This window comes from Sandaracinaceae bacterium, from assembly GCA_016706685.1.
Lineage (GTDB): Bacteria > Myxococcota_A > Polyangia > Polyangiales > Houyiibacteriaceae > JADJJE01.
In genome coordinates this window covers 122204-147166 of record JADJJE010000015.1, presented here as the reverse complement: position 1 = coordinate 147166, position 24963 = coordinate 122204, and the positions used below count along the sequence as shown (strand labels likewise).

Sequence of the window (24963 nt, the reverse complement as noted above, 5' to 3'; positions counted from 1 at the left end):
CTGCGTTCATGGCGTTGCTCCTCGACTCCATCACTGACCTCGCACGACGCCGTTCGCGGGGTCGATGATCTCGAACTCCACGCGGCGGTTGGGGCCGAGCTGCTCGGCGGTCTCGGCCTGCACGGCAGGGTCGGTGTCGCCCACCCCGTCGATGACGAATCGGCTCCGGTGGATTCCCTGTCGCACCAGCCAGCTCACCACGGCGTGCGCACGCTCTCGGCTCAGCCAGCGGTTGAACGCCGCGTCGCCGAGGTGGTCCGAGTGACCGACCACCCGGACGCGTCGGATGCCGCGCTCGTCACGCATGATGCGGGCGACGGTTCGCAGCGCGTCGATGCCGTCGGCGTTGAGCGTGGCGCTCTGGAAGTCGAAGTAGACGATGGTGTCGAGCGTGACCGTGTGCGTGCGGCCGGGGCAGCCACGATGACGCGCATCGCCCGGCTCGTCTGGGCAGCGGTCCTGCGAGTCACGCACACCATCACCATCGCGGTCGCGGCCGCCATCCCCGCGAGCGGGGTCCTCGCTGCGGTCGATGGGCACGGGCTCGGGGTCCGGCTCGGGCTCCGGTTCGGGCTCCACCACGGGCTCGGGGTCCTCGAAGGGGTCGGGTTCCACCACGGGCTCCGGCTCCGGCTCCGGCTCGGGTTCCACCACCGGCTCCGGCTCGGGTTCCACCACCGGCTCCGGCTCGGGTTCCACCACCGGCTCCGGCTCCGGCTCAGGCTCCACCACCTCACCGGAGCAAGCCGGGTCCGGGCCCCACGTGAAGGCGAGCCCCGCCTGCAGGATGCGTCCGTCTGCCCCACCCTGTGGCGCTCCGTTGGGCTGGAACACGTGGCTGTAGCGCGCGAAGGGGCCTATGCCCACCGCCCCGCAGCCGAGCCGCAGATCGAGCCCGACGCCCGCATGGATGCCCGGCCGCACGAGCGAGCCCGTGAGCACCGCGTCGGCGCCGCCGTTCAGCCAGAGATCCACGCTCGAGTCCTGTGGCAGCACGTGCAGCTTCGCGCCGAGGCCGAAGCCGATATACGTGGCCCAGCCGCCGCCCACGAAGAGCTCCTCGTCGTAGGGGAAGAAGACTCCGTTGAGCATGCCCTCGAGGCCGAGCCAACGCGACAAGCGGTACTCGTAGCCCACACCCACACCGAAGCCCCACTTGTCACGGTCGTCGTTGCGACGCAGCGACAGGCCGACGGCGCCCTCGACGCGCAGCACGTGTGGGCCGCGCCCCGCCTGCGCGAAAGCAGGCACTGGCGCAATCGCGGCCACGGCGAGCGCGACACCGAGCGCCACGAGCGTGACCCCGGCCCACTTTGGTCGCCGCTGAGGCACCCGCGAACGAAGTCGCGCCCCTGGGGTGATTGCGACGAACCGAGCGAGGCCGAGAGCGGGGCGGAGCGGGGCGGGCGAGCGCATAAGAGCCCACACGGTACCACGTCGCCGCGCACCTCCGCTGCTTTGCGACACGCTTTCTCATAGGGGTTTTCGCCCATACGGCGCGTGTCGCGGCGGCGATACAAGCACGTTTCATCTGGGTTTCATCCAGAGCAGGCAAAAGTCAGAAGAAAATCACAGTGAAAGGTGGTCAACGGGGGCCTCCTCGGCGTATGCTCCCGTACAGTATCCGTATGGGCGAAGCCGACTTCAGCACCGACCACTTGGACGACCTCGAGGAGTTCTCGCGACCCGACCGCTACGTGGGAACCGTCCTCGCTGATCGCTACCGCGTGCTGCGTCTGCTGGGCGAAGGCGGCATGGGCGCGGTCTACGAAGCCGAGCATACCGTCATCGGCCGACGCGTGGCCGTGAAGGTGCTGCACGCGCAGTTCGCGTCCGAGAGCAAGGTCGTCAAGCGCTTCGTCAACGAGGCGCGCGCGGCCGCCATGATTGGCCACCCCAACATCCTGGACTGCACGGACCTCGGCCAGGCCGAGGACGGCTCGCCGTTCCTGGTGCTGGAGCTGCTGACTGGACGCGACCTCGACGAAGAGATCGAAGTCGGCGGCCCCATGCAGGTCGGTCGCCTCGTGGACATCATGCTGCAGGCGGCCAGCGCGCTCTCGGCGGCCCACAAGAAGGGCATCGTCCACCGCGACATGAAGCCCGACAACATCTACCTGGTGGAGCACGGCCCCCGTGACCCCCACGTGAAGGTGTTGGACTTCGGTATCTCCAAGTTCGCGTCGCACATGGCCACCAGCCCCGGCACGGCCGTGGGCGCCGCCATGGGAACGCCGTACTACATGGCGCCAGAGCAGCTGCGTGACGCCTCCGCGGTGGACGCCCGTGCGGACGTGTACGCCATGGGTGTCATCATGTACCAGGCGCTCACGGGCCGCGTTCCGTACATGGCCGACTCGCTGGCCGGCCTCGCGCTGCAGATCACCACGGGTGACGCGCCGCCCCTCAGCATGCTGCGCGGCAACCTCCCGGCGGGCCTCGAAGAGGTCATCGCCACCGCCATGGAGCGCGACCTCGCCGAGCGCTACGCCTCCATGGACGAGTTCGCCGAGGCGCTGCGTCCGTACCAGAGCGTCACCGAGGCCGAGATCTCGGTGCGCTCGGACCTGCCCTCTGGGTCTGCGCTGCTCAGCGCGGGCACGCGCTCGCACATCCGCACGGGGCCTGGCGCTCGCAAGAAGACGCCGGTGCCTGCGGAGGCGGTGAGCGGCGGCAGCCGCACCCTCATGATCGCGCTGGCCGTGGTCACCGTGCTGGCCCTGGGCGGCGGCGCAGCGGCCATCGCCATCTCGCGCTCCGAAGTGGAGGCCCCCCCGCCCATCGCGGCCGTGGCGGTCTCCCCCGTCATCCCCGCCACCGCCACCGTGGCGGCCACGGACACGGACGGCAACCCCGCGGGCGGCACGCAACCTGCCGCCGGCACGGCGCCTGCCGTCGCCACCGTCAGCCTGCACATCGAGAGCGATGCCGATGGCGGGCGCGCCGTGGTGCGTGGCCGCATCCTGGACCTCCCGTACGACGCCGACATCGAGTCCAGCACCGAGCCCGAGCTCATCGAGGTCAGCGGCGAGCGGCGCCAGAGCCTGCGCTTCCTGCTCACGCTCGACCAAGCCCGCAGCCTGCGCGTGAACCTCCCGCGCGGCAGCGGCCTGCGCGACGCCACGGCCGACGAACTGAACGCCGCCCTGAACGGTGGTCAGGTCGTCGAAGACACCAGCGGGTCGGGCTCCACACGGCTCCGCACCGACAGCACTCGTCCCGGCACGGACACGGCGGCAGAGCCCACGCCCGCGCCCATGGTGGACCCGACGCCCACGCCCAGGCCGCCGCCCAACCCGCACGTCTACAGCGGCCCGGCCGGCGACCTGCCCACCCTCTGAGCGCAGGGTCCCTCCGTCGCGCACCGCCCGGAGGCGGGCGTGCTCAGGAGGCCACGAACATGGGCGCCGTCTCGTGGAACTTCCACGACGGGTTGTCCCGCGCGATGCGGTCGAGCTCCCACTGGTCGCGGAACAGCGCCACCGGCTGACCATCGATGTCCATGACGGCGAGCGGCACGCGCCGCTTGTCGAGCTCCTCGCAGTCGGCCGCGCCCTCCACCCAGCGGGCGTAGGTGTACGGCAGCGCGTCGAACACGATCTTGGCGCCGTACTCGTGCTGGATGCGGAAGGTGAGCACCTCGAACTGCAGGCGGCCCACCACGCCACAGATGGGGTCCTTCTCGCGTCCCGGCTGCGTGAAGAGCTGCACGGTGCCCTCCTCGGCCAGCTCTTGAATGCCCTTCTGCAGCTGCTTGCGCTTGAGCGGGTCCAGCAGCTGGATGCGCCCGAAGTGCTCCGGCGAGAAGCGCGGCACCGCGTCGAAGGCCAGCGGGCTGCCGCTGCTGAGCGTGTCGCCGATGCGGAAGATGCCCGGGTCGTAGAGCCCCAGGATGTCGCCCGCGAAGGCCTCCATGACCGTCTCACGGTCCTGCGCGAAGAACTGCTCGGCGCGGTTGAGCCGAATCTCTTTCTTCAGGCGGAAGTGGTTCACGCGCATGCCGCCCTCGAACTTGCCGGAGCAGATGCGCGCGAAGGCCACGCGGTCCCGGTGCGAGGGGTCCATGTTGGCCTGCACCTTGAAGATGAACGCGCTGAAGCGGTCGTCGGTGGGGTGCACCTCCACATCGCCCGCCAGGCGCGTGCCGGGCGGCGGACAGAGCGCCTTGAAGTCACGCAGGAACGTCTCGATGCCGAAGTTGTTGAGCGCGCTGCCGAAGAAGACCGGGGTGAGCTGGCCGCCCAGGAAGGCGGCTTCGTCCCAGCCCTCGCCGGCGCCTTCCAGCAGCTCGATCTCGTTGCGCAGCGTCTCGGCGGGCTCGTCGCCCAGCAGCTTACCCAGCTCGGGGTCGTCGATGCCGGTGAGCGTGACCTCGGCGCGCTTGCCCACCTCGCCCTTCTGGAACCGCTCCACCACGCGGTTGCGCAGGTCGTAGACGCCCTGGAACAGGTCACCGCTGCCGATGGGCCAGGTGAAGGGCACGGTGTGGATGCCCAGCACGTCCTCCACCTGACTCATCAGGTCGAAGGCGTCGCGCGCCGGGCGGTCCAGCTTGTTCACGAAGGTGACGATGGGCGTCCCGCGCATGCGGCACACGTGGAACAGCTTGCGAGTCTGGGGCTCCACGCCCTTGGCCGCGTCCAGGATCATGATGGCGCAGTCCGCCGCGGTGAGCGTGCGGTACGTGTCTTCGCTGAAGTCGTTGTGACCCGGCGTGTCGAGCAGGTTCCAGTCGATGCCGTCGTACTTGAACTGCAGCACGGAGGACGTGACCGAGATGCCGCGCTCCTTCTCGAGCTCCATCCAGTCGCTGACCGCGCTGCGCTTCGACTTGCGGCTCTTGACCGCGCCGGCCGCGTGGATGGCGCCCCCGTAGAGCAGGAGCTTCTCGGTCAGGGTGGTCTTACCCGCGTCCGGGTGCGAGATGATGGCGAACGTGCGCCGGGTTTGGAACTCATTGGCCATCGGGGCGTGGGGTGTAACAGCAAGGCGCTCACGGGGCCACGCGAGGCTGCACCGACCGGTGGTCAGCGCGGGCTCATGGTCAGGCCGATGGCCCGCCGAAGCAGCCCCGGGGCCAGGCGGGTGGCCAGGGCGAGGGCCCGCGAGGAACGCGGGAACGTGATGACGGCTTCGTCGCGAGCGGCCCCGTCCAACAAGGCACGCGTGGCCTCCTCGGGCGTCTGCGCCCCACCCGGGACACGCGCCACCTGCTGAGCGTACTGATAGCCCCCCGCGTCGGTGGCTGAAGAGAAGATGGCGGTGGCGATCAGGCCGGGGCAGGCCACGCTCACGCGCACACCCTTCGGGCGGGCCTCTTCGCGCAGCGAGAGGGTGAGGCCCACCACACCGTGCTTGGACGCTGCGTAGACCGCCGAGTACGGCACCGCGTGGAGCCCGGCCATGGAGGCGACGTTGACGATCTGGCCCGTGCCCTGCCGACACATCTGCGCATAGGCGGCCTCGGTGCCGTGCAACACGCCCCGCAGGTTCACGTCCAGGATGCGGTCGCTCGTGGCAGGGTCGAACTGCTGGAGCGGCCCACCGCCCACCACGCCCGCGTTGTGGATGGCCAGGTCGAGCTGCCCCCACGTGTCCACCAGCTCGGCCACCGCGAGGGCCGCGTCCGCGCGGTCCCGCACGTCGTGGGCCCGCTTGCGGAGGTTCGCGTGCGCGCCGTGTTGGGCGTCGAGCGCCGCGAGGGAGAGGTCGAGCGCCAGCACCCGCGCCCCTTCGGCCAGCAGCTGCCGCGTGAGCGCCGCGCCCAACCCCGAGGCAGCGCCGGTCACCAGCGCCACGCGGTCTCTCGGTGTCGGTCGGTTTCGGTGGGCCGTGGGTCGTCGCGCCATGCCGGAAGGCTAGTCCGAGGCGAGCCCGCGGGCCGCACACCAAATGAAACGCGCGCTCCATTGTGGTGGTTGTCGCGGGGCACGGGCGCGGGCAGCCTGTGCACCATGTTGAACAGCCCTCGCACGCTCTCGCGCGGACGCCTGAGGATCCCGCTCTCGCGGTTGAGGCGTGCCCTCGCGCGCGCCCCCATCACCCTCTCGCTCGAAGGCGCCGGCCCGCGGCTCCGTGTAGCGGGCGTGGCGGAGGCGCTGCGGGCGCCGATCACGTTCTCGACCGACCTCGAGATCGGCGGCCTCGAGGTCCGGGGGCGCGCGCGCCTCCTGACGCTGCGCTTCTTCGACACCCGCGCGCAGGTGCCCGACGACGCCCCAGGACCGCTGGCCGCGACGCTGCGCGCGGGGAGCATCGACCTCTCGCGCGTGGGCGACCGCGTGGGCGCGCAGCTGGGCCTGCCGGACTTCATCGTGAGCGCGAAGGGCAACGCCGTGGTGCTGGACCTGATGCGCTTGCCGGCCCTCACGCGCCCCGAGAAGGCGGCCATCGCCCAAGCCACGGCCGTAGCCACCAGCGCGCTCACCATCTCGCGCGTGCAGATGGTGGACGACGCGCTCGAGCTGCAGCTCCAGGCCCTGCCACGCGGCGCCAGCGGCCTCGCGCGGACCGTGGTGGGCGAGCTGCTGCTGCCCTCGCTCTCGCGCTGGGTGGAAGGGGGCGCCTCGTGAGCGGCCTCTCCGCAGACTCGAGCGCCGCGCGCGCGATCCACCAGGGCGCGTGGCAGTCGCGCGAGCAGCTCTTCCACGACGTGGCCATGCGCGCGACGGGGCTCAGCGACTTCGGCGACCCGAGCTACCGCGAGGGCCTAACGCGGCTGCTCTACTCGTACGACCATGAGGCGCGCTTCCACACCCAGGGCAAGCTGGCCATGGCCTACCAGCTGGTGGGTCTGCTCACGTCGCGCCTGCGTACGGAGGACTGGTTCCACTTGCAGCCCGAGAGCGCCTCGCACCGCATCGCGCGGCCGCTGGTGATCACGGGCATGGTGCGCACCGGCAGCACCGCCCTGCACTACTTGATGGGCGCCAACCCGGACATGCAGCACCTCCAGTACTGGCTGGCGCTGCACCCACAGCCGCGGCCGCCGCACGCCACGTGGCCAGCCGCACGCGACTTCCAGCACGCCAAGATCGAGCTCGACATGATGTACGCGGCCGGCAAGAGCGTGCTCGAGTCCATCCACTTCATGACCGCCGAGGGGCCGGACGAGCCGGGCCGCCTGCTGGGGCAGGGCTTCAGCGACGACCGCTTCGAGGTCGTGAACACGGTGCCCACGTACTCCGAGTGGTACGCGAACACGGTGCACCGCGCGACCTACGCGCGGCACAAGCGCGCGCTCCAGCTGGTGGGCTCGTACGAGCCCGAGAAGCGCTGGCTCGACAAGTACCCCGTGCACCTGCGCAACCTCGAGGCCTACCTGGACACCTACCCGGACGCCTGCGTGATCTGGACGCACCGCGACCCGGCCTCGGTGCTGCCGTCCTACGTGAGCCTGTGCGCGCACTTCCGGTCGCTCATGGAGGTCACCCCCGACCGGCCGCGCATCGCGCGTGAGCAGCTGGAGGTGTGGGCGCGCGCGTGCGACCGCGGCATCGAGCTGCGGCGTGGACGCGAGCACCAGTTCCACGACGTGTACTTCAACGACTTCATGGCCGACCCCGTGGGCGAGGTGGCGCGCATCTACCAGCGCTTCGATCAGCCCTTTCCGGCGCACGCCGAGGCCGCCCTGCGCGCGTGGCAAGCGGCGAACCCTCCCGGCCGCTTCGGCACCCACGACTACGAGCGCAGCGACTTCGGCGTGCCGCGGGCCATGGTCCACGAGCGCTTCGCCCAGTACATCGCGCGCTTCCCGCGCAGCATCGAGAAGAGGAGCGCCGGCGAATGATGATCCAGCGGACCGAGAGAGAGCGTGAGCTCATCGCCAGGGCCGAGCGGCTGCTGGCCACGGGCACGCGAGCGTTCACGTTCGAGGAGGAGCTCAACTTCGTGGTGGGCACCGCGCGCGGCTCGCGCCTCACCGACGTGAGCGGCAACGAGTACATCGACTACCTGCTGGGCTCGGGCCCGCACGTGCTGGGCCACGCGCACCCCGCCGTGCTCGAGGCGCTGACGCGAGTGGGCCTCGACGGCACGTCGCACCTGGTCATCCACGAGAACGCCATCCGCTTGGCCGAGAAGATCGTGGAGCACGTGCCCTGCGCCGAGAAGGTGTCGCTGCACAGCAGCGGGACGGAGGCCACGTTCTTCGCGCTGCGCCTGGCGCGTGCGTTCCGAGGCCGTGACAAGATCCTGAAGTTCGAGGGCGGCTACCACGGGATGCACGACTACGCGCTGATGAGCAATCAGTGGACGATGGGTAACGCCCCCTACCCGCGCAGCGTGCCCAACTCGCACGGCATCCCGCGCAGCGTGCAGGCCGAGGTGCTGGTGGCCCCCTTCAACGACCTCGAGACCACCGCGGCGATCATCGAGCGGCACCACGACGAGCTCGCCGGCGTGATCGTGGAGCCCATCCAGCGGTCGTTCCTGCCGCACCCGCTCTTCTTGTCGGGGCTGCGCACCATCACCGCCAACTTCGGCATCCCGCTGATCTTCGACGAAGTGGTCACGGGCTTCCGTCTCGGGCTCGGCGGCGCGCAGACCCGCTACGGCGTGACCCCCGACCTGTGCAGCACCGGCAAGGCCATCAGCGGCGGCCTTCCGCTGGGCGTGCTGTGTGGGCGCGCGGACATCATGGACCTGGCCGACCCCCGGAGGCGCCTGCGCATGCTGCCGTTCACCATGCAGACGGGCACGTTCAGCTCGAACCCGGTGTCCACCGGGGTGGCCTGCGCCGTGATCGCCGAGCTCGAGAAGGGCGAGATCTACGCGCGCATGGACGCCGTGGGGAGCGCGTTGATGGCGGGCCTGCGCACCGCGATGAGCGACGCCGGCGTGCCTGCCCAAGTGTGTGGAGACCCCACCGTGTTCCAGATCTGGTTCACCGACCAAGAGCCGCGCGACCACCGCTCGGTGGGCAAGGCCGACACGCTGCGACACATGCGCTTCTCGGACTTGCTGCTGCGCCAGGGGGTGCTCAAGGCAGCCGAAAAGTTCTTCGTCTCCGGGGTGCACACGGACGAGGACGTGGCGCAGACCAACGAGGCGTTCCGCGTGGTGGCGCAACAACTCGCGGAGGGCGTATGACCACGCCGCTCGGACCGCAGACGGTGCTCGTCACGGGGGCCTGCGGGAACGTGGGCGTGGTGACCGTGCAGGCGCTCGCGAAGCGCGGCTACCGGGTGGTGGCGCTGGACCTCGACAGCCCCCGCAACCGTCAGCGTGCGCGTGCGCTCCCGGCCGGCGTGACCGTGCGCTGGGGCAGCATCTGCGACCGGGCCACGCTGGCGAGCGCCGTGCTGGGCGTGGACCACGTCATCCACCTGGCCGCGGTGATCCCACCCGCCACCGACGTGGACCAGCGCATGGCGTACAAGGTCAACGTGCAGGCCACACGCACGCTCATCGCGCTCTGCGAGGCCTCGGCGAAGCGCCCGCGGCTGACCTTCACGTCCAGCGCCGCCGTGTTCGGCGACAACGCACGCGCCACCCCGCCGCGCCGGGCCAGCGACCCGGTGCAGGCGTCGGACAACTACACCCGGCAGAAGCTCGACAGTGAGCGCGACCTGCAGGCGTCGTCGCTGCGCTGGGTGGTCTTCCGGCTGGCCGTCACGCCGCCGGTGGAGCCGGCCGCGCTCGGGCCCTTCATCTTCGACATGCACGCCGACACCCGCGTGGAGTTCACGCACCCGGAAGACGTGGCGCTGGCCATCGCCAACTCGCTGGTGCGCGACGACATCGAGGGCCGCGTGCTGCTGCTGGGAGGCGGGGCGGCCAACCGCTACACGTACCGCGACTGGCTGAACGAGGCGTTCGCGTCCATGGGCATCGCGCCCATGCCGCGCGAGGCGTTCGGTCAGCACCTCTACCTGACCGACTGGGTGGACTCCGACGAGAGCCAGGCGCTGCTGGACTACCAGCGCCGCAGCTATGCCGAGTACCTCACGGAGGTGCGCGCCGGGCTCGGCCGCAGCGTGCACCTGGTGGACCGCGTGGGCCCCGTCGCGCGCGTCGTGGCGCTCGCCAACTCACGGCACTACGCCGTGGAGCACGGCCAGCGGCCGCTGCTGCCCGAGGCCCTCGAGGCCCTCACCCTGGCCAAGGCAGCGTGGAACGCCGCGAAGGCGTGGATGCCCCGCAAGGAGCGCGCGCGTGGCGAGCGTTGACCTGCTCTCGCGGGTGCTGGAGCGCTTCGACGTGCCAACGCTCGCGTCCCGGCTGCCCAGCCGCTTCCGGGACACGTACGGGCTGGCGGCAGCCCAGCAGTACGGCATCGCCTGCCGCGACGTGCGGCGCTGCTGCGCCGTCGCCGAGTCGCTGGGCGCCGGCCCCTTCTTGGTGGCCCGCATCCCGGCCACGGGCTGGCAGGAGCGAGGCGAGCCGCGGCGCTGCACGCTCGAGGTTGGCCTCGGCTATGCCGGCGACACCCAGGTGGAGTTCCTCGGCCCAGGGCGCGGCACGGACTTCTACACGGCCATGCTGGACGGCGCGGAGGCGCGCCTGCACCACGCGGGGATCTACCAGCCCGGCGTGGGGCGCATCGGTGCGCAGCTCGTGGCGGCCGGTTACCCGGAGGCTGTGCGCGGCGGTCTGGCGCTCGGGCGCGGGCTGTCCTTCGACTACCGTTACTACGACACCCGCGCAGAGCTCGGCATCTACCTCGAGATCCTGGACTTCACCGCGCTGGGCCGGCCGCTGTCCATCGAGCCCGCCGTGCGTGCGTGGGCAGCCGCGCTACGCACGAAGCGCCGCTTCGCGCGGCCGTGATACGGTCACGCGGAGCCCATGAGCGCCGCATCCCGCAAGAGCCCGAGCCCCGCGCGCCAGAAGCCGGCAGGGCGTCCGCCGGGCTCCGACTCGGAGCGCAGCCACGACGCGCTCCTCGCGGCAGCGCGGCTGCACTTCGCCCGGCGCGGCTTCGGACCCGCCAACGTGCGTGAGATCGCGGAGGCAGCCGGGTACACCACGTCCACGCTCTATCACTACTTCGGCGACAAGCAGGGCTTGTACGTGGAGGTGTACCGCGACGCCGAGCGGCGCATCGCGGACGCCTATCGTCCCGTGGTGGACGGCCCCGGGTCGCGCCAGGAACGCCTGCTCGCGCTGCTGGATGCGGCGATCGAGCTGCACCGTGTGGACGAGAGCGTGCCGCTGTTCATGGCCGCCGTCCCGCTCGACATCCGACGACACAGTGAGCTGGGTGCCGTCATCCGCGCGATGCGCATCGACACTCCTGCCATCCTGAACCGTTTGGTGGCCGGCGCGTCCACCCCCCGAGCGCTCGCCTCGCTGCTCATGTCGGTGACCGTGGGCATGGCGCTCACCGCAGGCGAAGGCGGCCACCGCGCCTATGCCGCGATGCTGCGGGCATGCGGCGCGCACCTCCAACTCGACGGGGCGGTCCGCCCACAGGGGTGAAAAACAGCCTGGCCATAGCTGTGTAGCGCGAGGTGGCTGTCCCGAAAGGGGGAGCACTCGGGGGGGCCCTATGGTAGCCTCCCCCACATTCCAGCCATCTGGGGGGTCAGCGTCGTGGAGCGTAGACCCGTCCAAGGAAGAGAAGAGAGGACTACCGTGCTTCGAAACCAAGTAGAACGCCTAGCGCCCACGGGTGCCCTTGTTGCCGCCGTATTGTTCGCCATGCTGCTGCCGGCGCCCGCGGCCAACGCGCAAGCGGGCACCATCCCTGTCAACATCGAGTCCACCCCGCCCGGAGCCACCGTGTTCCTGGACAGCGCCACCGGACAAAACCTCGGTGTCACCCCACTGCGGCGCGTACGCATCACCCGCGGCGCCCACACGCTCATCTTCCGCCTGCCGCGCCACCGTGACGCGAGCGTCTCCGTCAATGTCGTCCGCCGCAACGAGACCTTCCGCGGCGTGCTGGACCCGCTCGGCGAGATCACCATCGCCGCCGCCAATGACTCCGCCACGGGCGCCACGGTGCGCATCGACGGCCAGCCCGTCGGCGCCGTCCCCATGCAGCAGATGGTGGAGCCCGGCCGCCACCTCATCCAGATCGACCGCGAGGGCTACGTCACGTTCACCCAGTGGGTGCAGGTCGGAGGCGCCCAGCAGCTGGCGCTGCCGGTGATCCTCGAGCGTCAGGCTCCGTCCACGGGCTCGGTGCTCGTGGCGGCGGACATCAGCGGCGCGGCCATCTACATCGATGGCGACCCGCGCGGCTCGACGCCCACCGTCGTGGACAACGTGACGGCCGGCGTGCACCAGATCGAGGTCCGCGCCGAGGGCTTCCAGACTCAGTCGCAGCAGGTGGAGATCCGCGCCGGCGAGCGCGCCCGCGTGGAAGTCCAGCTGCGCCCCGACGTGCCGCCCGGCGGCACCCTGGTGGTGGTCACGCAGCCGCGCGGCGCCAGCGTGGTGCTGGACGGTGAGGCCCTCGGGGCCGGCCCCGTCACGCGTGAGGGCATCACCCCCGGGGAGCACATCCTCGAGGTGTCCATGACCGGCTTCCAGCCCATCTCGCAGCCCGTCACCATCGAGGCCGGCCAGCGCCGCGCCGTCAACATCGTGCTGCAGGAGGTCGTCTTGGCCCCCGGCTCCATCATTGTGCGCTCCTCCACGCCTGGCGCGGTGGTCCTCATCGATGGTGAAGAGCGCGGCGCACCGCCCATCGTCGTCGAGTCGGCCACCGCCGGCACGCACGCCGTGGTCGTCCGCGCTCCCGGCTTCGAGGAGTACCGCACCACCTGCACCGTCGGCCCCGGCCGCAACTGCGAAGTGGACGCCAACCTGGGCGCCGAGCCCGTGCGCGTCATCGTGCGCTCCAACATCCCCGGCAGCGCCTTGTACATCGACGGCGAGCAGATCGGCCCCGTCCCGTACGAGGGCACCGTGCCGTCCGGCAACCGTCGCCTCGAGGTGCGCGCGCCGGGCTACGACCCGCACGTAGCGCAGGTCATGCTCACCCCTGGGGCCGAGCCGCGCCTGTTCGACGTGGCCCTCATCGAAGAGGGCGCCATGAGCGACGAGGAGCGCGCCCGCCTCGAGCGCGAGCGCCTCGAGAACTACGCCGGCCAGACCAGCTTCGCGGCCAACGTCATCCCCACCTCGCAGGCGCTCATCGACATGAGCGTGGGCTACCCCAGCTTCTTCGAGCTGCGGGCCAGCACCGGCTTCGCCGAGTGGATCGACGGCGGTATCGCCATCCGTGGCAACCATCGGCTCTTCGAGTTCGAGGCGCGCTCGCGCGTGGCGTGGCGTGTCACCCCGCAGATCGGCCTCGGCGCCCAGGTGTTCTTCGGCGGCGGCATCGGGCCGGAGAGCGCCAACTCGCTCCGCGTCGGCGCGGAGGCTCTGGCGAGCATCCTCTTCGCGAAGCGCGCGGCCATGACCCTGTGGGTCGGCTTCGACTTCTACCGCGACCGCTACACGCGCAACACCCCCACCGTCATGGACGCGCGCCTCACCGACACCACCGGCATGGTGCGCATCGGCGGCTCGTTCGAGCTGCGCCTCACGCCCTACTGGAACCTGTTCACCACGTTCGAGGGCAACCTCCTCGGCACCGAGCGCAACATCTACGACGGCCTGTTCCGCACCGAGAGCGCCACGGGCGCGCGTGGCAACCAAGCGTCGGTGTTCACCGGGCGCCTCGGCTTCACGTACAAGTTCCACTGAGCGCGAGCTTCCGCTCCTGACCTGACTGCAGGCGGCCCCCCGGGGTCGCCTGTCGTCGTTAACGGGCACGCTCACGCACCGCTCTCGACCGGCGTTCGGGAGTTTGGCAGTCTCCCGGCCCATGGATGCTGAACCCGGCACGCGCCCCCCAGCGGCCGACCTCGCGCTCGAACTCTACGGCACGCTCCTCGAGCTGGACCCTGCGCGCTTCGTGCCGGGTCGCGCGGCAGCGCTGCACGCCACGCTCGCGCAGCTCACCGCGCGGCTCGGGACGCTCGCGAGCAGCGAGGGCGAAGTGGCCACGTGCAGCGCGGCGCTGGCGCAGGCGCTCGCTGCCGCTCCGACCGCGGACACGCAGGAGGTGGCCCCGTGGGTCGCCCTGCGTGTGGCCGTGGGCCCGCACTACGAAGACCTGGTCGCGGCGCTGGGTCGCGTTGGCCACCGCGTGCCCTCGCTGCGGCCCACCAACTACTCGCGCAACTTCTTCCACGTGTGCTCGTCGCTCTTCGCGCTCTTCGTGATCGAGGTCTTCACGGAGCGCATGCTGTGGGTGGCGGGCGGCTTCCTGACGTCGGCCATCTTGATGGAGAGCAGCCGCAAGCTGAGCCCGCGGGCCAACGAAGTGCTGATGCGTGCCTTCGGGAAGGTGGCGCACCCCTACGAGCGCCACCGCATCAACTCGGCGTCGTGGTACGCGTTGGCGCTCATGCTGCTGGCGCTGTTCGTGCCGACCGTGGGCTGCGCCGTGGGCGTGGTGGTGCTGGGCTTCGGCGACCCGTTCGCCGCCATCATCGGCCGGCGTTTCGGGCGCACGCGCTTGCCGGGCGGGCGCTCGCTCGAGGGGTCGCTGGCCTTCGTTGCAGCGGGCACGCTCATGTGCCTGCCGGTCCTGCTGCTGGGCCACCATCTGCCCGTGGGGGTCGCGTTGGGCGTCGCGCTCGCGGGCGGCAGCGCAGGGGCGGTGGCGGAGGTGCTGAGCGGCCGCCTCGACGACAACTTCACCATCCCGCTCGTGGCAGGGCTCGCGGCGTGGGGCGGAAACGTCGCGCTCCTGTGAATAGAACCGTCCCCGGCAGCGCCCCATGCGCATGAATGGTACTGTTTGCCGCATGAGACTCGCCCCCACGCTCCTGGCTTCGCTCGCGCTCCTCCTCGGGTTGGTGGCCCACGCCCCCGAGCACGCCGAGGCGCGCTGCGCGCGGGCGCTCTGGATCCCCACCCTGGTCACCCCCACCGAACAGCCGCTGCCCACCAACGCCACGTTCCTGGTGGCGATGATGCTCGAGTTCGACATGCAGAATCAGGCCATCCAGGGGCGCTTCCCCGAAGACGCCGCGCTGGTCCGCCAGGTGGGCGAGGGCGACGCGACCACCGAAGAGCGCATCTCGCTGCGCGTGGTACCCATCGGCGCCGGGCTGGCGCGCTACGAGCCCAGCACGCGTCCACGTGATGGCGTCTACCAGCTGGTGGGTCTCGGGCGTGCGCGCCCCATCACCTTCGGCGGGCGCGGCGCGCTGCGCGTGAGCCCGCCGCGACCTCCGAGCCGCGTGGAGCTGAACGTGGGCCCCATGCGTGTCCAGGGCGGCAGCGGCGGCGTAGTGACCACGCGCGCGGTGCGCGCCACATTGCCAGCGCCCGTGACGGGCCCGCCCACGGCACTCATTGCCTACTGGGACGGCGAGCCCGGCGCGGCCGCTCTGGTGCCGCAAGGCGTCACGGAGGTGGTGCTCTTCCGGGACAGCATCCACTGCGCATCGCCGCTGGCCGGGACGCGCGCACCGCGCGCCGGTGAGGAGCGCGAGCTCGCCACCGTGGACGCCTTCGGCCGCGTGTCACGGAGGGCACGGCAGTAATGCAGCGGGGTCGCCGCGCGGCGCTGGGGCTGCTGGGAGTCGTGGCGCTGCTGACGCTGCCGCCGGGTCTCTCCCCCCGCAGCCCTGCGCGCGCGGAGGCGGCCTGCCCGGAGAGCTGGTACGTCCCCACGCTGGTCACCAACACCAGCCAAGGCCTGCCGCAAGACCAAGACGCGTTCGCGCTGGTGCTGCTGGCCGAGCCGGACTTTCGCCACGAGGCGTACCGGAACGGTCCCTTCGCCAACGGTTTCGCGCTCACGCGCCGCGGGCACCGCGTGCCGCTCATCGTGGACGAACTGGGGGTGGGCGTGGCGCGCCTGCGCGCGGGCACCCCGCTCTCCCTCGGGCTGTGGCGCGTGGAGGGTCTGCCCACCGCGGCCAGCATCAACATCGTGGCGGGTGCCACGCTGCCGGCGCCCCCGGCCGCACCGAACGAGGTCTCGCTGATGATGCCGCGCGTGCGCGCGCAGGCCGCCACGTCCGACACCCCGCGTGAGGTGGTGGCCCACTTCGAGCCCACCACGCAGCGCTCGCCCATCTTGCTGGGCTACTGGGACGGCGAGCTGGGCGCCGCCGCGCGCGTGCGCCAGCAGGACGACCGGGTGACCCTCTTTCGGCCGCTGCGCTGCGGAAACGTGCGCCCCGGCGTGCGGCCGCCGGCCCCCAACGCGGTGCGCGAGCTGGCCTGGCTGGACGGCTTCGGGCGCGTGTCTCCGCGCTACCGCGTGCCTTGATCCCAAGCGGCCGCGTGAGCGTCAATCGGTGAGGCGCTCGGCCACCAAGGCCACCCCCGCGATGGCAGCCGTCTCCACACGCAAGATGGTGCGGCCCACGCGGCAGGGCGCGAACCCGGCCTGCACCAAACCGTCGAGCTCCGCGTCGCTGAAGCCCCCCTCGGGCCCCACGGCCACCCACGCGCTCTTGGGCAACGCGGTCGGCAGCCGGGCGTCGCCCCGGGCGGCGAGCACGATCTTGGCCACCTGCGCCGGGTCGTTCGGCGCCCGTGCGGCCACCTCGGCCAGCGGCAGCGGCGCATGCACCCGCGGGACGCGCTCGCGCTCGCACTGCCGGGCCGCCTCGCGCACCACGCTCTCGTAGCGGGCCAGCTTCGCGTCCAGCTTGCGCTCCTGGATGTTGCCCACGCTGCGCTCGCAGTCGCACAGGTGCACCTCGCGCACGCCCAGCTCCGTCACGGCCCGCAGGATGTCGTCCAGCTTCCCCGCGCGCGGCAGCGCCAGCAGCAGGGTCACGCCGCGTCCGTCGTCGGGCAGCTCGGTGGGAACCTCGGCCTCGCACGTGAGCCGCTTGCCGAGCGCCACCACCTTGGCGTGCGCCTGCCGGCCCTGGCCGTCGAACAGCAGCACGTCGTGGCCCGGCTCGAGGCGCAGCACGCGCGCGTGGCGGCTCTGCTCCTCGCTCAGCACCACGCTGCCGCCCATGGCTGGAAGCTCCGTGGCGAAGAGCCTCCGCGCCTCGCTCATGCAGGCCTCGTGTAGGTGAGCGCCACCCACTCGTTCTCGTAGCGCAGCTCGGGCTCACCCAGCGCGGTGAACGACCCAGCCACGTCGTGCTCTTGGCCCACCAGCACGCCGCTCAGCACCAGCGTGCCGCCAGGTGCCACGCGCTCCATGAGCGCCTCGGCCAGCTCCTTCAGCACCCAGGCCTGGATGTTGGCCAGCACCAGCGAGAACTGGCCGGGCACCTCGCGCACGTCCTGCGTCGAGGCGGTGAGGCGCGCGCGCACCTCGTTGCGGTCGGCGTTCTCGAACGACACGTCCACCGCCAGCGGATCGATGTCCAGGCAGATGGCGCTCTCGGCGCCCAGCAATAGGCCGGCCACCGCGAGGATGCCGCTGCCGCAGCCCACGTCCAGAATGGTGTCGCCGGGCTTGGCGCGGCGGTCCACCTCGATGAGCACCAAGCGCGTGGTCTCGTGGATGCCGCTGCCGAAGGCCTGACCGGGATCGATGGTCAGCACCACCTCGTGGGGCGCCGCGTCGACCGACTCCCAGGACGGGCGCAGCACCAGCCGACTGCCCACGCGCGTGGGCTTGAAGTACGCCTTCCACGCGTCACGCCAGTCGTTGCCGATGACGTGCGCCACGCGCCCTTGGAACTGCGGATAGGCGGCGGCGAGCGTCTGCGCCGCGGCGTCATCGACCACGCTCACGATCAAGGTGGTCACGGTCGCACTGGCACCCTGATCGATCGTGGTCGCGTCGCGCTCCTCGATGCCTTGGGCACCCTGCTCCCAGAGCTCGGAGGACACCAGCTCCACGTCGTCGGTCGGGACGTCGAGGTGCACGTAGGGGTAGCGCGGGATGACGGGGGCTTCGGTGTCAGAGGTCACGGTGCCGCTACTCTGAGCGCCACGTACCCCACCAGCAAGAGGGCGAAGAGCCCGAGGCGCCGGCGGCGCTTGATGTGGATAGCCAGGACGATGGCCGCGCCGGGGACCACGAGCCCAATCCAGTGCATGCGCTTGCTGAGCTCCGGGGCACGGAAGATGGCGAGCGCGAGCTCGAGGTAGGCCAGCAGCAGCAGCGCCCCCACGATGCTGAGCGCGAAGAGCCACCAGAGGTCGGCCGTGAAGATCATCCCCGCAGGCATACCATGGGACGCGTCCCGACCCGCCCCCCCCCCCCCCCCCCCCCCCCGGCGGCCCCGACACCCCCCCCCCCCACCCCCCCCCCCCAACAACCCCCCCCCCCCCCCCCCCCCCCCCCCCCCCCCCCCCCCCCCCCCCCCCCCCCCCCCCGGCCCCCCAACCCCCCCCCCCCCCCCCAACCCCCCCCCCCCCCCCCCCCCCCCCCACCAAACCCCGGCGCGGCCCCCCAAACCCCCCCCCCCCCCCCGCCGCCCCGGCCCCCAACCCCAACCCCCACCCCCCCCCCCCCCCCCCCGCCCCCCCCCCCCGCCCCCAACCCCCCCCCCCCCCCCCCCCCCCCACCCCCCCCCCCCCCCCCCCCCCGACACCCCCCCCCCCCCCCCCCCCCCCCCGGCCCCCCCCCCCCCCCCCCCCCCAACCCCCCCAGAACCCCCCCCGGCGCCCCCCGGCGCGGCCCCCCCCTCGGCGCGGCGGACCATGCCTGGCCGTCACCTCGAAAAGACCTGTTTGCCACCGCGCCGTCACGCGGGTATACCAGCCCAGTCAAACTACACTGACACGTCAGTCTATTTTCTCATGACCACGCAGTCACACCTGCCCGACACGGGCTCCGAGGCGCCTCGCAGCGCTGCCTTCTTCCGACTGGAGGGCACGCTGGTGACCCGCCCCACCCTGGCCGCCGCCGCTTGGCTGGCGGGCAACGCGCAGGGGCTGGGCGAGCGCCTGGCCCGGCTCGGCAACGTGGCCCTCGCAGCCCCCATGGCGCTGAGCGGGGAGCTCAGCACCGGGGTGACCAGCTCGCGGCTCACGTGGATGGGGCTGCGCGGCATGAGCGAGGACCGCATCACCGTGTTGGCCGCCGAGTACGTGGAGGAGTTCCTCGCCGGCGAGCTGCTCGAGGTGGGCATGCGCCTGGTGGACGAGGCCCGCCGGCAGGGTCGCCGCATCGTGTTGATCAGCGACAACATCGACCTCGTCGCGGGGCCGCTGGCCGACCGCGTGGAGGCCGACGACGTGATCTGCAACCGCCTCGAGTTCCGCAAGGGCAAGGCCACCGGGCGCCTGGAAGATCCGGTCATCGGCGGCAACGTGGCCGGGCAGTGGGCGCGCGACTTCGCGAAGGAGCACGGCCTCGACCTCGACCACTCGTATGCCTATGGCGCGAGCGCGGCCGACAGCCTGCTGCTGAGCGCCATCGGGCGTCCCTGCGCCGTGAACCCCGACCGCCAGCTGCGCCGCATCGCGCGCGACCACGCGTGGCCGGTGGTGGAAGGAAAGGACCGCTCATGAGCCTGCTTCCCGTTCGGGAGACCCTCGCTGGCAAGCACGTCATGGTCACTGGGGTGACCGGCTTCGTGGGCAAGGTGTGGCTGGCCATGCTGCTCGACTTCGTGCCCGACGTGCGCCGCGTGACGGTGCTGGGGCGTGGCAAGAAGGGCCAGGACGCGGCGCAGCGCTTCGAGCAGATCTACCGCTCGTCCCCCGTGTTCCGGCCGCTGCGCGAGCGCCTGGGCCAGGGCCTCTACGACCTGATGGACGAGAAGGTGCTGGTGCTGGACGCGAAGCTGAGCGCGCCCCTGTGCGGCTTCGATCCGTGGCAGGCGCGCGAGCTCATGGCGGACGTGGACGTGGTGGTGCACTTCGCGGGGCTCACCGATTTCGAGCCCGACCCTCAGATGGCCATCGACGCCAACATCCACGGCGCGCAGCACGTGGCCGACCTGGCCGCGCTGACGCCGAGCGGGCGCTACGTGCACTGCTCCACCTGCTTCGTGGCGGGCATGAGCAGCGGCGTGAAGGCCGAGACCCTGACGCCCGGCGTCTCCGCGAACGGAACGGTCTTCGACCCGGCCGAAGAGGTGGCGTGGCTCGAGGCCGCGCTGCGGGCGCTGCCGTCGAAGGCGGACCGACTGGCGCTCGGCATGGCGCGCGCGCAGCGGCTGGGCTGGCCCAACGTCTACACCTTCACCAAGGCGCTGAGCGAGCACCTGCTCGATGGCCGCGACGACCTGCGCACCACCACGGTGCGGCCCGCGATCGTGGAGTGCGCCGACCGATACCCGTTCGCGGGCTGGAACGAGGGCATCAACACGTCGGGACCGCTGGTGTGGCTCATGGGCACCGCCTTCCGGCGCCTGCCGGTGCGACACAGCGTGGGCTTCGACATCATCCCGGTGGACATGGTCTGCCGCGGCACGCTCTTGGCCACCGCCGCAGCACTGCGGGACGAGGCCGAGCCCATCTATCAGCTGGGCACGGGCGGGCGAAACCGCCTCGACTTCGAGCGCGCGCTGGACCTCAGCAACCTGGCCATCCGCCGTCAGCACCGGAAGTCCGAGGACCCGTTCACGCGCTACGTGCTGAGCCAGCTGTCGGCCTACTCGGCGGACCCCGACCGCGAGTACACGCTGGGCGTGCAGCAGACGCGCCGCCTGACGGAGGCGCTGCGCAACACGCTGAAGGACCTGGACGTGCAGCGGCTGCTGCCGCCCGCCACCTTCGAGCGCCATGGCGAGCGGCTGCGCACGCAGCTGCGGGACTGGTCCACCGACGCGCGCAACCACGCCCGCAAGCTGAAGAGCGTGGAGGACATGCTGCGGCAGTTCCGCCCGTTCATCTGGGACCACGACTACACCTTCGAGACCGAGGCGGCGTGCGCGCTGACCACGCGGCTCGATCGTGACGAGCTGCCGCTCTTCGGCTTCGATGTGGATGAGCTGGACTGGCGCCGCTACTACATCGACGTGCAGGTGCCGGGCCTCGAGACCTGGTGCATCCCGCTCCTGCGCGGCGAGAAGATCCCGTGCGACCCGCCGCTCGCGGCGCGGACCGAGAGCGCGAGGACCCAGACGGGCGAGCACCTGGTGCGCCCCGCCGCCACTCGCCTGAGCGCCTGAGCGGCGCCCACCCACCCTGACCCATCTCGATGGATGTGAACCTCCGATGACCACGAAGAAACAAATCTTCCTCACCGGCGCGACGGGCTACCTCGGCTCGTACGTGGCCGACGTGATGCTGCGCGAGACCGACGTCACGCTGCTGCTGCTGACGCGCGCGCGCAACCGCGAGGAGAGCGTTCAGCGCTTCTGGCAGGCCATGCAGCTGCACATGGATGCGGCCACGTACTACAGCTACCTCGACCGCGTGCGCTTCATGCCAGGCGACCTCACCGCGCCAGGCTTGGGCCTGTCCGCCGAGGACCGGACGCTCGTGGTGGAGCAGGCCGAGTCGGTGCTGCACATGGCCGCGTCGCTCAACCGCAAGAGCGAGAAGACCTGCCTCAACCACAACCTGCGCGGCACGCTGAGCGTCATCAAGCTGGCGCGCGAGATCCAGAACCACCACGGGCTGCGCCGCTTCAGCCACGTGAGCACCGTGGCCGTGGCCGGCCAGCGCGACAGCGAGACGCTGCGCGAAGACGATGCCATCGAGTGGGAACGCAGCGACTACGACCCCTATGGCCGCACCAAGAAGTTCGCCGAGCACATGGTGCGTGAGCTGCTCCCGGACGTGCAGAAGACGTTCCTGCGGCCCAGCATCGTGATGGGCGACTCGCGCTTCGCCGAGACGTCGCAGTTCGACATGGTGCGTGCGTTCTGCGTGCTGGTGGACCTGCCCATCCTGCCGTTCAGCGGTGACGGCCGCGTGGACATCGTGAACGCCGACTGGGTGGGGCGCGCCATCGCCGAGATCCACCTGAAGGACGCGCCGAAGCACGAGATCTACCACCTGTCGTCGGGCGCCGCGTCGCACCGCATCGTGGAGATCGCGCGCGCGCTGGTGGCGTCGGGCAAGCGCAAGCCGCCGCGCTTCGTGCCGGTGCTCGAGGGCTCGTTCGAGCGCCTGATGGACCAGCTGGCGGGCATGAAGTCGAAGAACCCGGCCACGCTGGTGGGCTCGCTCTTCAAGGTGTTCCTGCCGTACATCACCTACGACACGGTGTTCCTGAACGACCGCGCGGTGCAGGAGATCGGCCTCGCGCCCACGCCCTTCGCCGAGTACGCCGCGCGCCTGTACGACTACGCCAAGCGCGTGAACTACGAGTACCCGGTGGTGCCGCTGCCGTCGCGCGAGTCCGTGCAGAAGACGCCCGCGCCGAACCTCTCGAGGGGAGCCGCCTCCGCGTGACCAAGGGGCCCGACAGCACCAAGCGCACCGCCCAGCGCTGGCGGCCGGCCGCCGTGGTAGAGGCCGAGCCTGCCGCGGTGGCCTCGCGGGCCGACGCGAGCAGCGCGCCGCGCGAGCGGCCGAAGCACGCCCGGGAGCTGGCCGAGACCAGCGCCCTCGGGCTGCTGCGTGACTTTGCCCGCGGGGGACGCCCTGCGCGGGAAGACGCGGAGGGGCTGTGGGCTGCCATCAAGGACGTGGCCCGCTCCGCGCGCGACGCGGTGAGCGAGCAGCTGGATGCCGACCGCGCGCTGATGCACGCCATGAGCGCGGTGATCGAGACGGCCAAGAGCCGCTACGCGCTGGATCCGGGCGCGCAGTGGAAGCCGGGCGAGCCGCTCAAGCTCTTGCTGGCGGGCTACAACGGCACGCGCAACACCGGCGCCGACGTGCGCGTGGAGGAGATGATCCGGCAGTTCCGGCACCTGTTCGGAGACGAGCACGTGGAGCTGAGCATCTACACGATCGACCCGGAGAAGACGCGCGGCTACTTCCGCACGGTGCGCCAGCTGCACATCCCCAAGATCTTCCCGCGCTACCTGTTCGACACGGTGCACGCGCACCACGCCGTGGTCGCCTGCGAAGGCTCCATGTTCAAGAGCAAGTTCGCGAGCGCGCTCTCCACCATGATGGTGGGCAGCATCGGGCTCGCGGCGGCGGAGCAGAAGCTGGCCATCGGCTATGGCGGCGAGGCCGGCGAGATGGACGAGGGCCTGCGCGCCCTGGTAGAGCGCTACTGCCGCGAGGCCTTGATCCTGGCGCGCAACCGCGAGAGCCAAGAAGTACTGCGTGAGCTGGGCATCGCCTCGCGCTATGGCACCGACACCGCGTGGACGTTCACGCCGGCCGACCCCGAGGTGGGCGCTCAGATCCTGCGTGACGCGGGCTGGGACGGTGTGACCCCCGTGCTGGCGCTCTGCCCCATCAACCCCTTCTGGTGGCCGGTGAAGCCCAACGTCACGCGCGCTGCCGTGAACGCGGTCAGCGGCATGTACCAGGACGCGCACTACGGCAGCGTCTACTTCCACCGCGAGGGCGCCGACGTGCACGAGCGCCAGGAGCGCTACCTGGACGCGCTGGCCGAGGGCGTGCGCCGCTTCCGCGCGGAGCACGAGGTGTTCCCGGTGATGATCGGCAGCGAGATGCTGGACCGCGAGGCCTGCGAAGGGCTGCGTGACCGTCTGGGCGCCGAGTGCCCTGTGATCGTCTCCGACGACCACGACATGTACGCGATGGTGAGCATCATGCGGCAGGCGCGCCTGATGCTGTCGTCGCGCTACCACGCCATCGTGACCACCATGCCCGACGGGCTGCCGTCCGCAGGCGTCACCATGGACGAGCGCATCCGCAACCTGATGGCCGACCGCGGCACGCCCGAGCTGGCCCTCGAGGTGGACGACCCGAACCTGGCGGCGAACGTGCACACGGCGCTGCTCACGCTCTTCACCGACGCCCCGCGCATCCGCGCCAGCATCGACGAGTGCGTGCTCGAGAACCTCGAGCGCATGGGGCAGATGGGCATGGACCTGGTGGACTTCGTGCGCGCGCACCACCCCGAGTTCCCGTTCGCCGAGGGCCTGGGCAAGGGCGGCGACCCGTTCGCGCACCTGCCGTCGTTGCCGGCTCGCCTGAGCGAGATGGTGGCGGCACGAGACCAGGCGGCGGTCCGAGACGCTGCGGCCTCACGCACCCCGCGCGCAGCCAGCGCCTCCAGTCATGCGGCCAGCAGTGGTCCGCGGAGCGTGGCGTGATGTTCAGCGACCACACCTCGCTCTTGCCCTGGCCTGCGCGCGTGGCCCTCTCGCGACTCGGCCGCCAGGCTTCCGCGTCGGCCCGCCGCTTCCGCGCGCGCACCGACATCCCGCCCGTGTTCCACGGCGACGCCATCGGCTGGTCGCTCGAGGGACAGACACTGGAGGTGGTCCTCCACCGCGAGCCCTGCAACGAGATCGGCAGCGTCATGCTGCGCGAGCTGGAAGAGCTGGCCGACTACGTGAAGGCTGGCGCAGGCGGCGCGCGCGCCCTGCTCTTCCACAGCACCGCGCCACGCGGCTTCTCGGCGGGCGCCGACCTGCGCGAGCTCTACACCGGCATGGTGCAGCGCCGCGGCGCGGGCCTGTCGCGCTGGCAGATGGCCTTCGAGGTGCGCGACTTCCTGGACCGCATCCACGCGGTGTTCGACACCTTCGACACCGCGCCCATCACCACCATCGCGGTGGTGCACGGCTTCTGCTTCGGCGGCGGCTTCGAGCTGGCGCTCACGTGCGACGAGATCATCGCCGAGAAGAGCACCCGCTTCGCGTTCCCGGAGCTGCGCCTCGGCCTGGTGCCCGGCTTCGGTGGCATCCCGCGCCTGCGCCGCGACCTCGGCAACGCCGTGGTGCGCGATCTCTTGCTCACGGGCCGCAGCATCAACGCCAGCAAGGCGGGCAGTGTGGGGCTCGTGTCGCAGGTGGTGCCGCGCGGCCGTGGCCTCGAGGTGGCGCGCAAGGTGGGCGAGCAGGCCGCCAAGTTCGACCGCGCCACCACGGCCGCCGCCAAGCGCTTCGCCAAGCCCATCCCGCGCGCCGAGCTGCGCCGCGAGAAGGACCTGTTCATCGAGCTGATGGGCTCGCCCGTGGTGGAAGCCGCCCTCAAGAAGTTCGTCGAGAGCGACGACGCCCACTCTTACCTCCCCTGAACCGAGCACGC

Annotated in this window: 22 protein-coding genes; 16 read left to right on the top strand and 6 right to left on the bottom strand. The window is 71.4% G+C overall.

Annotated elements, in window-relative coordinates; translation table 11 throughout:
* Positions 1-30: 30 nt before the first annotated feature.
* Entirely contained in the window at positions 31-1293 is a 1263-nt protein-coding gene (locus IPI43_19785) for an OmpA family protein (GenBank protein MBK7776344.1), read from the bottom strand.
* Between the two features lie 335 nt (positions 1294-1628).
* Between IPI43_19785 and IPI43_19780 the strand changes: the two genes are divergently transcribed.
* Positions 1629-3341 carry a serine/threonine protein kinase gene (locus IPI43_19780; GenBank protein MBK7776343.1) on the top strand — a complete coding sequence of 571 codons (1713 nt, stop codon included), beginning with the start codon at positions 1629-1631 and terminating at the stop codon, positions 3339-3341.
* Positions 3342-3384: 43 nt separating this feature from the next.
* On the opposite strand, the gene IPI43_19775 is transcribed toward IPI43_19780, so the two are convergent.
* Together IPI43_19775 and IPI43_19770 are read right to left on the bottom strand one after the other, a co-directional pair.
* On the bottom strand, positions 3385-4965 hold the full coding sequence (locus IPI43_19775; protein MBK7776342.1) for a peptide chain release factor 3: 1581 nt from the start codon (positions 4963-4965) through the stop codon (positions 3385-3387).
* A 62-nt stretch (positions 4966-5027) separates the two neighbouring features.
* Positions 5028-5849, bottom strand: a complete 822-nt coding sequence (locus tag IPI43_19770; GenBank protein MBK7776341.1) for an SDR family oxidoreductase — start codon at positions 5847-5849, stop codon at positions 5028-5030.
* A 105-nt stretch (positions 5850-5954) separates the two neighbouring features.
* Here IPI43_19770 and IPI43_19765 point away from each other — a divergent pair, with 105 nt between their 5' ends.
* The 10 genes from IPI43_19765 to IPI43_19720 all read left to right on the top strand — a co-directional run bounded on the left by IPI43_19765 (position 5955) and on the right by IPI43_19720 (position 16231).
* A complete protein-coding gene (locus IPI43_19765) occupies positions 5955-6572 on the top strand; it encodes a hypothetical protein (protein ID MBK7776340.1) in 618 nt (205 codons plus the stop codon).
* The gene (locus tag IPI43_19760; GenBank protein ID MBK7776339.1) at positions 6569-7789 is read left to right on the top strand and encodes a sulfotransferase; all 1221 of its coding nucleotides are present in this window, start codon (positions 6569-6571) and stop codon (positions 7787-7789) included. Before IPI43_19765 ends, IPI43_19760 begins: the two co-directional genes overlap by 4 nt.
* Complete coding sequence (locus tag IPI43_19755; protein MBK7776338.1) at positions 7786-9090, top strand: aminotransferase class III-fold pyridoxal phosphate-dependent enzyme; 1305 nt, start codon at positions 7786-7788, stop codon at positions 9088-9090. Before IPI43_19760 ends, IPI43_19755 begins: the two co-directional genes overlap by 4 nt.
* On the top strand, positions 9087-10169 hold the full coding sequence (locus IPI43_19750; protein ID MBK7776337.1) for an NAD(P)-dependent oxidoreductase: 1083 nt from the start codon (positions 9087-9089) through the stop codon (positions 10167-10169). The genes IPI43_19755 and IPI43_19750 overlap by 4 nt, the downstream gene beginning before the upstream one ends.
* Positions 10156-10770 carry a hypothetical protein gene (locus IPI43_19745; GenBank protein ID MBK7776336.1) on the top strand — a complete coding sequence of 205 codons (615 nt, stop codon included), beginning with the start codon at positions 10156-10158 and terminating at the stop codon, positions 10768-10770. The genes IPI43_19750 and IPI43_19745 overlap by 14 nt, the downstream gene beginning before the upstream one ends.
* 18 nt (positions 10771-10788) lie before the next feature.
* Positions 10789-11421 carry a TetR/AcrR family transcriptional regulator gene (locus IPI43_19740; GenBank protein MBK7776335.1) on the top strand — a complete coding sequence of 211 codons (633 nt, stop codon included), beginning with the start codon at positions 10789-10791 and terminating at the stop codon, positions 11419-11421.
* A 222-nt stretch (positions 11422-11643) separates the two neighbouring features.
* Positions 11644-13644 carry a PEGA domain-containing protein gene (locus IPI43_19735; protein MBK7776334.1) on the top strand — a complete coding sequence of 667 codons (2001 nt, stop codon included), beginning with the start codon at positions 11644-11646 and terminating at the stop codon, positions 13642-13644.
* 121 nt (positions 13645-13765) lie between these two features.
* The gene (locus tag IPI43_19730; protein ID MBK7776333.1) at positions 13766-14701 is read left to right on the top strand and encodes a hypothetical protein; all 936 of its coding nucleotides are present in this window, start codon (positions 13766-13768) and stop codon (positions 14699-14701) included.
* A 52-nt stretch (positions 14702-14753) separates the two neighbouring features.
* A complete protein-coding gene (locus IPI43_19725; GenBank protein ID MBK7776332.1) occupies positions 14754-15497 on the top strand; it encodes a hypothetical protein in 744 nt (247 codons plus the stop codon).
* A complete protein-coding gene (locus IPI43_19720; protein MBK7776331.1) occupies positions 15497-16231 on the top strand; it encodes a hypothetical protein in 735 nt (244 codons plus the stop codon). Before IPI43_19725 ends, IPI43_19720 begins: the two co-directional genes overlap by 1 nt.
* Before the next feature lie 21 nt (positions 16232-16252).
* Here the strand turns inward: IPI43_19720 and IPI43_19715 are convergent, their stop codons facing one another.
* From IPI43_19715 to IPI43_19705, 3 genes are read right to left on the bottom strand one after another with little or no spacing between them, the layout of a single operon-like run.
* Complete coding sequence (locus IPI43_19715) at positions 16253-16978, bottom strand: 16S rRNA (uracil(1498)-N(3))-methyltransferase (GenBank protein MBK7776330.1); 726 nt, start codon at positions 16976-16978, stop codon at positions 16253-16255.
* Positions 16975-17847, bottom strand: coding sequence for a 50S ribosomal protein L11 methyltransferase (locus IPI43_19710; GenBank protein MBK7776329.1), 873 nt, complete (start codon positions 17845-17847; stop codon positions 16975-16977). The genes IPI43_19715 and IPI43_19710 overlap by 4 nt, the downstream gene beginning before the upstream one ends.
* Positions 17844-18095 (bottom strand): hypothetical protein, encoded by a 252-nt coding sequence (locus IPI43_19705; protein MBK7776328.1) that lies wholly within the window; start codon positions 18093-18095, stop codon positions 17844-17846. Before IPI43_19705 ends, IPI43_19710 begins: the two co-directional genes overlap by 4 nt.
* A gap of 586 nt (positions 18096-18681) precedes the next feature.
* Between IPI43_19705 and IPI43_19700 the strand changes: the two genes are divergently transcribed.
* The 5 genes from IPI43_19700 to IPI43_19680 are packed head-to-tail and all read left to right on the top strand — an operon-like array spanning position 18682 to position 24952.
* Positions 18682-19395, top strand: coding sequence for an HAD family phosphatase (locus IPI43_19700; GenBank protein MBK7776327.1), 714 nt, complete (start codon positions 18682-18684; stop codon positions 19393-19395).
* The gene (locus IPI43_19695; GenBank protein MBK7776326.1) at positions 19392-21002 is read left to right on the top strand and encodes an SDR family oxidoreductase; all 1611 of its coding nucleotides are present in this window, start codon (positions 19392-19394) and stop codon (positions 21000-21002) included. The genes IPI43_19700 and IPI43_19695 overlap by 4 nt, the downstream gene beginning before the upstream one ends.
* A gap of 46 nt (positions 21003-21048) precedes the next feature.
* Positions 21049-22233, top strand: a complete 1185-nt coding sequence (locus IPI43_19690) for an SDR family oxidoreductase (protein MBK7776325.1) — start codon at positions 21049-21051, stop codon at positions 22231-22233.
* Positions 22230-24023, top strand: a complete 1794-nt coding sequence (locus tag IPI43_19685) for a hypothetical protein (GenBank protein MBK7776324.1) — start codon at positions 22230-22232, stop codon at positions 24021-24023. The genes IPI43_19690 and IPI43_19685 overlap by 4 nt, the downstream gene beginning before the upstream one ends.
* Complete coding sequence (locus IPI43_19680; protein MBK7776323.1) at positions 24023-24952, top strand: enoyl-CoA hydratase/isomerase family protein; 930 nt, start codon at positions 24023-24025, stop codon at positions 24950-24952. Before IPI43_19685 ends, IPI43_19680 begins: the two co-directional genes overlap by 1 nt.
* Positions 24953-24963 lie beyond the last annotated feature (11 nt).